Source organism: Nocardia anaemiae NBRC 100462 (genome assembly GCF_001612725.1).
In the GTDB taxonomy this organism is placed as follows: Bacteria; Actinomycetota; Actinomycetes; order Mycobacteriales; family Mycobacteriaceae; genus Nocardia; species Nocardia anaemiae.
This window is the reverse complement of the sequence record NZ_BDAZ01000031.1, coordinates 116,558-128,223: the sequence shown is the minus strand read 5'-3', so window position 1 is coordinate 128,223 and position 11,666 is coordinate 116,558. Positions and strand designations below refer to the sequence as shown.

6 protein-coding genes are annotated in these 11,666 nt (G+C 65.5%); 5 read left to right on the top strand and 1 reads right to left on the bottom strand.

Features of this window, described 5'->3' with window-relative positions:
• A partial coding sequence (locus tag NA5_RS19890; RefSeq protein ID WP_218020129.1) for a hypothetical protein occupies positions 1-835 on the bottom strand: 835 nt, incomplete at its 3' end.
• Positions 836-1,325: 490 nt separating this feature from the next.
• Here NA5_RS19890 and NA5_RS19885 point away from each other — a divergent pair.
• The 5 genes from NA5_RS19885 to eccCa all read left to right on the top strand — a co-directional run bounded on the left by NA5_RS19885 (position 1,326) and on the right by eccCa (position 11,599).
• On the top strand, positions 1,326-2,282 hold the full coding sequence (locus NA5_RS19885; protein ID WP_062988222.1) for a C40 family peptidase: 957 nt from the start codon (positions 1,326-1,328) through the stop codon (positions 2,280-2,282).
• A 5-nt stretch (positions 2,283-2,287) separates the two neighbouring features.
• Positions 2,288-3,910: a hypothetical protein gene (locus tag NA5_RS19880; RefSeq protein ID WP_157110532.1), complete on the top strand. Its 1,623-nt coding sequence runs from the start codon at positions 2,288-2,290 to the stop codon at positions 3,908-3,910.
• A 359-nt stretch (positions 3,911-4,269) separates the two neighbouring features.
• A complete protein-coding gene (gene eccA / locus NA5_RS19875; protein ID WP_062988218.1) occupies positions 4,270-6,030 on the top strand; it encodes a type VII secretion AAA-ATPase EccA in 1,761 nt (586 codons plus the stop codon).
• Between the two features lie 5 nt (positions 6,031-6,035).
• On the top strand, positions 6,036-7,595 hold the full coding sequence (gene eccB, locus NA5_RS19870; protein ID WP_062988216.1) for a type VII secretion protein EccB: 1,560 nt from the start codon (positions 6,036-6,038) through the stop codon (positions 7,593-7,595).
• Positions 7,592-11,599, top strand: a complete 4,008-nt coding sequence (eccCa, locus tag NA5_RS19865; RefSeq protein ID WP_062988214.1) for a type VII secretion protein EccCa — start codon at positions 7,592-7,594, stop codon at positions 11,597-11,599. The genes eccB and eccCa overlap by 4 nt, the downstream gene beginning before the upstream one ends.
• Positions 11,600-11,666: the final 67 nt, after the last annotated feature.

The window sequence follows — 11,666 nt, the reverse complement described above, 5'->3', positions numbered from 1 at the left end:
CCGCCGCGGGTGCGGGACTGCCCGGCGCAGCGCCAGGCGCCGCCGCTTGCAGCTCGCCGGGCTGCGCGCCATCATGTGCTGCGTCTTTGTCTTTGTCTTTGTCCTTATCTTTGTCTTTGTCCTGCTGCTTCAGCAGTTCCGGCAACTGCGATATCAATGGCATCGCCATCATCGGCAGCATTCCGAGCATCGACACCAATTGCCCGAGCCCGCCGTCGCCGCCACCACCGGAACCGCCCGAACCGGACTGGCCATTGCCGCTGCCGGAACCGCTGCCGCTAGAGCCCTGGCCGGTACCAGCCATATCATTGTTGAGCTGGTAGACCGCTTCGACCTTGTCGTATACGAGGTCTATCGCCTGGGCGACCAACTTCATGAGGGCCACTTCCTGGGCGGGTTTGAGCTTCCCGCTCCCGGCGGCCTTCAGCTTCGCCTGGAGTTCGGCCACGATCGCTTTGATCGCCCGCAGCGTCTCGTCACTGCCCGAGGCGACCACGATGGAGGTCTTCATGACCTTGGTGTCGTAGGTCAGCAGCGCGGTCTGCCGTGCTTGGACCTTCGCCAGGGCCTCCTGGTACTGCTCCTTCATCAAGCCGTCGCCGATGCTCTCGTAGATCACCGGTCGCAGCAGATCGTCGACATTGGGCGGCAGTTCGGGCGTGCCCCGGCCCAGCAGGTCGACGGCGGTTTGGATGGCCTCTTCGGCCATCGCGATAAATGCCTTCAAACCCGCCGACGCACCTGGCGGTGGTGTCAGTTCCACCGTCCAGTAGTGACCGGTTTTGGCCTTGCTCGCCGTGGTGGTGTCGTTTTTGTCGAATCGTTTGGCGACCAAGGTGGGATCGATTGGCGGGCTTGATTTGTCGGCTGGCGGTTGGCCGGAACCGTCGGCTGGCGGTTGACCGGGCGGCGCGCCAGGAGGCTGACCGGGTGGCGGGCCGGATCCGTCGGTTGGTGGCTGGCCGGGCGGTGCGCCGGGGAATTGACCGGGTGGCCCGCCGGGCGGTCGGCCGAAGAAACCACCTGGTTGCGCACCGTATGAGGCCCCGGTCTCGGCGGAATTGCCAGCGATGGGTGAGCCGAACAGTGTTTGCCATGTCTCGGCCGCGGTACCCGCCACTTCGCCCGCCATATTCTCGCCACCGCCTCCCAGAAGTTGTTCCCATTGTCGTGTCTTCCCGCCGCTGGGAAGATGAATCATTCGCGAAATTGCCGCATAGTCGTTGTCAGCCCCCGACATTCGGGGCGACCGGTGCCAACCGGCGATGCATTTGGTGAGCAGGTCCTGAGAGGCGGTCGGTGATGAGCGAGAGCGAGTCGGTCGAATGTCGCCAGCATTGACGGGCGACCTCAATGAGGTCCTGCGCGCCCTGCTCGTGCTCTACGGCGACGGGCAACCCGATCCGGCCGCCGCGGCGAGCCTCGCCCGATCGATGAACGCCGACCTGAGTGCGCACGGTGGATCAGGCGTCGCCCGCTACACCGACGCACGCGGCATCCAGTCGACGATCGCGGAATCCCATGCGGGCAAAGACGGCGTCGTGCAGAAGACCGTGGGTGAGGCCGGTGACGGCACCGTCATCGGACGGAACCGGTTGACCAATCAGATCGCGGATCTGCAATCGCGCATCCAGGCGATCGCATCGGTCGGTGATACCAGGTTCAGCGGGCCCGCCCTGCTCGAAGCGGCGCATACGACCATCGCCAAAGCGGCCAAGCAGGTCGATACCGATGTCGCGGCGGCGCGTCAGCGGGCGGCGCAGATCATGCCGCCGAGCATGCCGGAACTATCCCGCCGAAAAACCGCGAGTTCGACGCCGCGTCGTCGGCGGCGGGCTCGTTCGCGCTCGGCGGTGCTGTCGAACGGTCGGCGCGGCCGACCTCGGGTGCCATCGGATGGCACCGCGGGCAGCAAGGCTGTCGCCTTGGCCAGCGAATGGCTCGGCACGCCTTACATCTGGGGGGGCGGTGGCGCCGGGGGACCGACCGGGGGCGGCTTCGATTGTTCCGGTCTGACCCAGTACGCGATCGCGCAGGCTTCCGGCGGTGATGTGGTGCTGCCGCGGACGACCTATGAGCAGATCTACAGCGGGGTGCGGGTCTCCCCGGCGGATGTGCGCCCCGGCGATCTGGTGTTTCCCGCGAGCTCGTTCAGCGCACGGGGGCCCGAGCATGTCCAGTTGGCCGCGGGCAACGGGATGGTCATCGAGGCGCCGTATTCCGGTTCGACCGTGAAGTGGTCGCGCATGTCCAACGATGCCGTTGTGGTGCGGGTGCTGTAGTGGTGGTGGAGATTCCGCCGGAGGTCGCGGATTTCCTCGACTGCTGTGGGGTGCGATACCCGGATATCGACGAAGGGGACGTGCGGGGGCTCGCGGTCAAGGTACGCACCTTTGCCACAAGTGCTTGCTGTCCTGATGCCCCCGAGACCGGCGATGCTCTCGCCGCGTACCAGCGCATGGCCGCGACATGGGCCGGTTCCGACGACGACCGGCAAGCCGAGCTCGATCGGGTATGCGCCACCATCGCGAAGGCCTTGGATGCGGTGGCCTACGTCATGACCGTGACGAAGGCGGTGGTCTTGACCGAACTCGCCGCGCTGGCAACGACTTACGCGGCTATGACGGCCACCCCCGCGGCGCGTATCACCGGACCACTCGTCACCGCAGCGGCACGTCGACTGTGCATGCAGATGGAGCTGGCCCTGATCGGCTACCTCGTCATCGAGGTGATCGGCAGGGCCGTCGAACCGCTCGAACGCGGCGTCGACAAGCTGTTCACCGGTGCGGTCTCGATCAGCACGTCGCCCGATGAACCCGAACGACAGCTGCCCTGCGCTGCCTCTGCCGAACCGCGGGTGCCTCCTGCACCGCAAGCCGAACTACCGAAGCCTGCCGGGACCTCTCCCGAACCGCCGATGCCCGCCGCCGCGGCCGAACTAGGAATGCCTGGCGTGACCTCTGGCGAGGCTCTGACGCCTGCGGCGGCCCCCGTCGCACCGCGGTTGCTCGCCGCTGCTCCAGCCGAAGCACAGTTGCTGCCCGCACCGCAGAAGTCTGGTGTGGCCCCTGTCGAAGGGCAGGAACTTAGTGTGGCAGTTGGCGAATCGCGGATGCCTGGCCTGACCTCTGGTGAAGCTTTGACGCCTGCGGCGGCCCCTGCCGCACCGCGGTTGCTCGCCGCAGCTCCAGCCGAAGCGCAGTTGCCTCCCGCACCGCAGAAGTCTGACGTGCCCTCTGTCGAAGGGCAGGAACCTCATGTGGCACTTGGCGAATCGCCGATGCCCGGTGTGACCTCCGCCGAGGCGCAGAAGCCTTCGGTGCTCGGGGAATCGCAGGAATCTCGTGCGGCGCTTGGCGAATCACAGCCGCCTGACATGACCCGTGCGCAATCGCTGAAACCTGGTGCGGCGCTTGGCGAATCACAGCCGCCTGACATGACTCATGCGCAATCGCTGAAACCTGGTGCGGCGCTGGGGGAACCGCAGAAGTCTGGCATGACCTCGGCCGAACCGCTGGCGTCTGGCGTTACCCCCGCAGAACCGCGCATGCCTGGCATGACCCCTGCCGAATCGCAGGTGGCCAGCGTGTCCCCCACTGATGACGCGGGAATCACCAGCGCCGTCCAAAGCGGTCGCGTCGCCCCTCGGATGCAACCTGGGCTCGGTCCGAGTCGTTCACGCGGCTTCGTAACACCGTGGGCACATGCGGTACGCGCTTCGGCGCAGCGTGCGGCGTTCTCGAAAGGGGTGCCATCCAAGGCCTTCCAAACCCTGGACCGGCGGGCGACGACGGCACGCAAGCCGCGGGAAACGCCGTGGTCGAAGCTCGCGCGGCAATCGGAGCCGACTTCGAGCGAAATGGCGGTCACCGTTCCCACGGTCCGACGCCGGGATGATGGCGGCCGATGAGTAGGCCGCGAAGGGGTGCGGCGGCCGACGGTGTGTGGGGTACCGTCGGCCGCCGCACGACAGATCGCCGGGGTTTTGGGGTGACGATCCGCCGCTTGCCAGGCGATGGCCGACGGCCGGATCTCGGCTACCGGCCACCGCTGGACGGGGCTGGGTCTTCGGGATGAGGGACCGTCGACCCATCCACAACATACCGCTAAATAGCGGTACATTCAATATCGAGCCGATAAATAATGTAAATAGACCTTGTCGTCGGGAAACAATGCCGACTTCCCAACCTTGGGAATGATCAGGCGCTCCCGGCCGGGCCCGAAATGGCTATCTTCGGTCTACGAGGATCGTCGGAAGGGAAGCCCGAGTTGTCTGCGGCCGAGGACGCGTTCTACACAGGTGTGCAAAGTCTGGCGCTCGTCGCCGGGGGCGTGCGAAATGAACAGCAGGCGGCGGCTGCCTTCCGCGCCGCCACCGACCTGGATCCGGACATGTGTGACGCCTGGTTGGGGCGTGCCATGGCCGGTGAGGTCACTTCCGAAGTGATCTATGGTGCGTACCGATCGGTGCACAACCTGTACCGGGATCAGCAACGCGCTGGGCTGGTCGATCGTGCGCTGTGGTGTCAGGTCGAGATCGGCGTTTTCGGCCTGCGCGTGGCCATGGCGGATCGGGATCAGATCGCCATCGCCCAGGCCTGCTCCTATGCCGACGGCGGCGAATGGGAGGAGGCCGCGGCCATTCTCGCCGAAGTACCGCGCGACGATGTCGCCGACTTCGTGCGGATGTCGCTGTACTTCCGCACCAAACAGTGGCTGGATGTCCTCTCCGCTCGCAATGCCAAGCCCGCGCTCGACGATGGGCTGTTGGATATCGCGGCTGAGCTGATGACGGCACAGGCACTGGCGCATCTGGGTCGATTCGGCGAGGCCCTGCCGCGCGCACAGCGCATTGTCGAGGACAGTCAGTCGGGCAACCTCTCCTACATCTGGGCCGACGCGCATTACCTGCTCGGCATGCTGCTGCGCCACGAAGGCGATCACGACGCCGCAGACAAGATCCTCAAGGGCTTGCAGGGCTCGGCGCTGTGGCCGGACCGCCCCGAATGGCAGCGTGCGGTAAGGGACAAGAGTTATCGACTCGAGGTCACCACCGCCGAGGTCATCGCCTCGCGTACCAATCAGTGGGATCCGAAGTCCGGCGACGATCCGACCGAGGTCGCCGCCTCCGCCGCGCGACTCGCCCGTGAGTCACTGCTGGAGGAGGCCTCCGACCTGCTGCGGGCCCAGATCGGCATGGATTCGGTCAAGGAGCAGGTCGACCGGCTCAAGTCGGGTGTGCTGATGGATCAGGTCCGGGCCAAACGCGGGCTCGCCGTGGATTCCCGATCGCAGCATCTGATCTTTTCCGGCCCGCCCGGCACCGGCAAGACCACCATCGCCCGTGTCATCGCCAAAATCTTCGCCGGGCTCGGCGTCGTCGAGAACGCCGAAGTCATCGAGGTGTCGCGCAACGATATGGTCGGTACCCATCTCGGCCACACCGCACCCAAGACGAACGCGTTGATCGATTCCGCGCTCGGTGGCGTGCTGTTCATCGACGAGGCGTACACGCTGATCCAGGAGGGCCTGTCCGGCGGTGACGCGTTCGGCAAGGAAGCCGTCGACACCTTGCTTGCCCGCATGGAGAACGACCGCGACAAGTTGGTCGTGATCATCGCGGGGTATGAGGACCAGATCGACCGGTTCCTGGCCTCCAACGACGGCCTCGCCTCGCGTTTCACCAAGCGCATCCGCTTCTCCAGCTACGACGCCGATGAACTGGTGCGGATCGCCGATCATATTGCGCACAAAAAGGATTCGATTCTCGCCGCCGATGCCAAAGACGTCCTGCGGGCGCGGTGCGAGCAGTTGTCGGGCCAGACCAAGAACGGTCGGCGGCTCATCGACCTGGCGGGCAACGGTCGTTTCGTCCGCAACGTGGTCGAGGCCGCCGAAGCCGAACGGGACTATCGATTCACCAGGGACAACGCGGATGTGCTCTCGATGACCAATGAGGAGTTGATGACCATCGACTCCTCGGACATCACTGCCGCGCTCGCGGGCTTGGCACCGGCCGCGACGGGCTGATTCGCATGGCGCGCTTCCGGGTGGTGACCAAGCACCAGATATCGGGCTGGCGTTTTCTGCTGCGCCGGATCGAGCATGCGCTGGTGCGGCGCGACGCCTCGATGATCGATGATCCGCAGCGCGGTCGTTCCACCGCGCTCTCGATCGGCATCGCGTTGGCCTGCGTGGTGATCGCGGGCGCGGCCTTGCTCGCGTTCTTCAAACCCGCCAAGAGGGTGGGCGAATCGAAGATCATCGCGGAGAAGGACACCGGCGCTCTGTACGTGCGCGTCGGTGGTCGTCTGCATCCGGCGCTGAATCTCACCTCGGCGCGACTCATCGCCGGTTCGCCGGACAACCCGGTGCCGGTCTCGCGTGACGAGTTGGCCAAGTATCCGCGCGGGCCGTGGGTCGGGATTCCGGGCGCGCCCGGGGTGATCGCCGACAACGGGGACCGGAATTCGTCATGGACGGTGTGTGATACCGCGAAGGTCGGTGCGGCGGCACCGGTCAATCCGCAGACCGGATTGCCCACGGTCGCGTTGTCGCCGGTGGTGACTACCGCGATCGGCGGTCCGCTGACCGTAGACGGTGATGCGGTCCGCGGGCTCGGCCCCGATGAGGCGCGATTGCTGCGTGATGACAGCACCACCTGGCTCGTGTACTCCGATGAGCAGCAGGGCATCGTTCGCGCGGCCATAGATCTGAGTAATTCGGCGGTGATCCTGGCCCTTGGCATCGACCCGACCTCGACCGTGGTCTCGGCCTCCAAAGGTTTCATCTCGGCCATCCCCGAGGTGCCGCCGCTGCGCGTGCCCGACGTACCCGGTGCGGGCAGCACCGTGACCTTCTCCTCGGGGCTGAGCGTGCCGGTCGGTTCGGTGCTCACGGTATCGGCGCCCGATCGTGGTGCGTCCTATTATCTGGTATCGGAATCCGGTGTGGTGCAGATCAATTCGGTACTCGCGTCGATCATCCGCAATGCCAATTCACACGGTGCGGTAACCACGCGGACCGTCGGCCCGGATGTCATCGCGGCGAATCTGCGTCCTGGTGCGTGGCCCGGGACGGCCAGTTACCCGACTCGACCGGTGCATGTCATCGACCCGATGCGCTTAGGGGTGACCTGCTATCACTGGTCTCGCGCAGGCACCGATCCGAATGCCGCGACCGAGTTGCTCGTGGGACGGCAATTGCCATTGAAGGTGGAAGAACAGAACCGCACCGTCGGCCTGGTGACGGCGACCGGGTCGCGCGGCACCACCGCCGACGCCGCATATCTGCCGCGAACCACCGGACGCTTCGTCCAGGTGACCGGTGCCGACCCCGGGTCGCCGCGGCGTGAGTCGCTGTTCTGGATCTCCGACAGCGGCGTTCGCTATGGCATCAGCGCCGTGGTGGAGAACAACTCCACCCCGGATTCGACCTTGACCTCGCTCGGCCTGCGGACTCCGGTGCCCGCACCGTGGTCCATCGTTTCGCTGTTCGCGGTAGGACCCACCCTGTCGCAGAAGGACGCCAGGATCCAGCACGACGGCATCCCGACGAATAAGGCCGTCATCGGGCTTCCGGGCGGTACCTCGTGACGGCTACCCGCCGGTTCGTGCGGCCCGCTCGGATGGTGCGCGGGCCCAAGGCCCCGGCGGTGACCGAATTGCGCCTACAGCCGCCGACCGAGCTGCCCAAACCGGTGCCGCCATCGCGGCTGAAGATGATCATGCCGGTGGTCATGGTGGCGGCCATGGCCGGGATGATGGTGATGATGTTCCGCGGCGGCGGGCAGATGTCGCCGATGATGCTGATGTTCCCGGTCATGATGCTGGTTTCGATGGGCGGGATGATGGGCGGTTCGTTCTCCGGCAGCGGTGCCGGAGGTGCGGCGAGTCTGAACGAGGAACGCAAGGACTATCTGCGCAGCATTACCGATAACCGTAAGACCGTGCACGCCGCCGAGTCCGAGCTGCACACCTATTTGCGCTACACCCACCCGGGTCCGGCCGAGATCGCCGCGTTGATCGGCGGTAAGCGCATGTGGGAGGTGCAGGTCGCCAGTCCGCAGTTCCTGCGGGTGCGGGTGGGGCGGGGCCGGATCGCCAATCAGGTGCGGGTGATCGTGCCCGAGGCCGCACCCACTTCGGATCTGGATCCGGTGGGTGTGGTCGAGGTGACGCGGTTCGCGAAGGCGTATTCGACGGTCGGGGGTATGCCGGTCGCGATCAATCTGCTGTCGGCGCCGCAGATCGGTATCGATGGTGATCCGGATGCGGTGGCCGCGCTGGTGCGGGCGATGGTCGCCGAAATCGTCGTGTTGCACGGGCCCGACCAGGTCGCGGTCGCGGCGGTGCTGTCGAATCCGGACGCACCGGAGTGGTCGTGGCTGAAATGGTTGCCGCACACCCAACATCCGAGCGATACCGACGCGATCGGATCTAGCCGGATGGTGTACCGCAGCGTTTCGGAGTTGCGTGCCAAGGCACTTGCCGGACTCAACCGCGGTCCGTTCTCCGCGAATTCCGAACCGACGCTGGATCGCAAGCACTATCTGCTGATCGTGGATGACAGCAGTCCGGCCACCGATCGGGATATCTCCGGTATCGATGGCTGCACCTGGCTGCGGCTGGGGCGAGCCGAGCAGACCTTGCCGCGCGCGCTGAAGTTCATGGTGGGGCCCGATCGGGCGCTGCACGAGGTGACCCCGCGCGGGCTGCGGCGGGTCGGAGTCGCCGACGCGATGTCGGTGGCGACGGCGAAGGCATTGGCCCGCAATATATCTCCGTATCGGCTGTCCACCGTGGTCGAGGCCGTGGTCGCGGATCAGGCAAGCAGCGGCACATCGTGGGAGGAACTGGTCGGCATCATCGATCCGGGCGCGATCCGGGTCGAGCAGCAGTGGCCGCGCCGCCGTGACGCGGACCGATCCCGGCTGAATATTCCGTTCGGCCACGATCCGGCCGGTAGCGCGGTCTATCTCGATATCAAGGAATCGGCCGAGGAGGGCATGGGCCCGCACGGCATGTGCATCGGTGCCACCGGTTCCGGAAAGTCGGAATTCCTTCGCACCCTGGTGCTTTCGGCAGTGGCGACGCACACACCGGATCAGCTGAACCTGCTGCTGGTCGACTTCAAGGGTGGTGCGACCTTTCTCGGGTTCGACCGGCTGCACCATGTGACGGCCGTGGTCACCAACATGGAGGAAGAGGCCGATCTCGTCACCCGTATGGAAGACGTGATCAACGGCGAAATGGGCAGGCGGCAAAGGATTTTGCGTGATGCGGGCAACTTCGCCAGCGTCGCCGATTACGAGCGTGCTCGCGAGCAGGGCGCGCAGCTCGCGCCGCTGCCGACGCTGTTGATCATCCTCGACGAGTTCGCCGAATTGCTCGAGCAGCATCCGAACTTCTCCAAACTGTTCGTCGCGATCGGCCGGTTGGGTCGGTCGCTGCGTATCCACCTGCTGCTGGCCTCGCAGAAGGTGCCCGCGAGCCGGATGGGTGAGCTGGAAGCCCACCTGTCCTACCGAATCGCGTTGCGCACCAACCAGACCGCGGACTCCCGCGATGCCATCGGCACCGCCGACGCATATCACCTGCCGAAGAAGCCGGGTTCGGGTTATCTGCGCGTCGGCTCGGGTGATCTGCAGCGATTCCAGGCCGCCTATGTCGGCGCGCCGTATGTCGCGCCCGCGCAGGCATCGGCGTCCAGTGCCCAACGCGCCAGGCGACCCGGCGGTGGCTACCGGCCACCACAGCAATTCACCACGGCGCACATCATCGATGTGCGGCCCGCCCCAGTCGAGCCCGAACCTGTGCGGCAACCGGAGACGCAGGAAGGCGAACCGGTCACCGTGATGGAGACGGTGCTGCAACAACTCGCCGGATTCGGCACGCCCGCGCACAAGATGTGGCTGCCGCCGCTGACCGTGCCTCCGACACTGGACAAGTTCACCTCCAGTGTGACTCCAGGTGCGCTGCAGTTGCCATGGGCGCTCGTGGACAAGCCGCGACAGCAGCGCCAGGACATCTGGTCGATCGATCTGTCCGGCGCGGGTGGGCACGTGGCCGTCGTCGGCGGCCCACAGTCGGGTAAGTCGACCGCACTGCAAACGCTGATCATGTCTGCCGCGTTGACACATACACCCGAACAGGTCCAGTTCTATTGCCTCGACTTCTCCGGCGGTCTCACCGGACTGCGGAACGTGCCGCATGTCGGGTCGGTCGCTACGGGCCGTGATATCGACCGAATTCGGCGGACCTTCGCGCTCATCACCAGTCTGCTCGGCAACAGGCAAGCACTGTTCAGCGCGCTCGGCATCGACTCCATGCGCGAGTTCCGGCGCAGGCGCAGCTCGCCGCAGGAGTCGGCCGAACTCGTCGCGCATGGTGACCAGCATGGGGATGTCTTCGTCGTTGTCGACGGCTGGGATCTCGGATTCGCAGTCACCGGTCCGCTCTACGACGAGTACATGCCGGTGATGGAATCGCTCGCGCTACAAGGGCTCAACTACGGTATCCATTTGGTGGTAAGCAGCTCGCGGTGGGCGGCGATCCGTCCCGCGATCAAGGATCTGCTGCAAACGCGCCTGGAGATGCGCTTGGGCGACCTCACCGACACCTCCTTCCTCAATCACCGCGCGGTGGTTGGCGCGATTCCGCCCGATCGGCCGGGCAGGTGCATATCCAGCGACGGACTCCATATGCTGACCGCATTGCCTCGCATCGACGGCGTCGCCGATTCGGAAACGTCGGCCGCAGGCCTGGCTGCCGCGATCGAGCACCTGAGGCGAGCGCTGGGAGACCGCGCGGCGCCGGAGGTGAAACTGCTCCCCAATCGGGTACTTCTGGACGAAGTTGTCGCGAACCGGCCTGCTCCGACGACCTTGGCGGAGCGACTGGTGGTTCCATTCGGTATACGCGAGTCCGATCTCAGTGCCGCGTCGGCGAACTTCGGTGTCTCGACGCATTTGATCGTGGTCGGATCCCCCGGGTGTGGTAAGTCGACGGTGGTCGCGGCGCTGTTAGCCTCCATCCGTCGGCAGTTCACCAAGGATCAGGCCCGAGTACTGCTTGTCGATTACCGACGCCAGCACATGGATGCTTTTCAGGACGATCAGTTGATCGGGTATTTGGCCAATGAGCGCGACGTGGTCGAGGGTCTGCCGCCGTTCGTCGCGAAGATGCGCAGCCGCCGCCCACCCGATGGTGTGACCTCACAGCAGCTCAAGGAACGGTCGTGGTGGAGCGGTCCGGAGATCTTCGTGGTGATCGACGACTATCACATGGTTGCCCAGCGCGGTGCCATGAATCCGCTGGAACCGTTGAAAGAGATCATTGTCGACGGTCGTGACACCGGTCTGCACATCATCGTGGCCCGCAATATCGCACAGGCCGATACTGCGATGTACGACAACGTGCTTGGCCAGATCAAGAACCTCAACTCGTCGGGGATCATCATGGATGGTTCGAAGCTCGACGGCATGTTGATCGGCGATGTGAAGCCGACGAAGCAACCGGTGGGCCGAGGCATCTTCGTCGAGCCGCTGCATTCGCGCAAGGACCTGGTGCAGGCGGCATGGATGGCACCGCAGGAGTAGCCCTGGTCGCGGTGGCACGAGGGTGTCCGGGCATCGACTCGACGAGGCTTCCCAGCAATGAGAATGC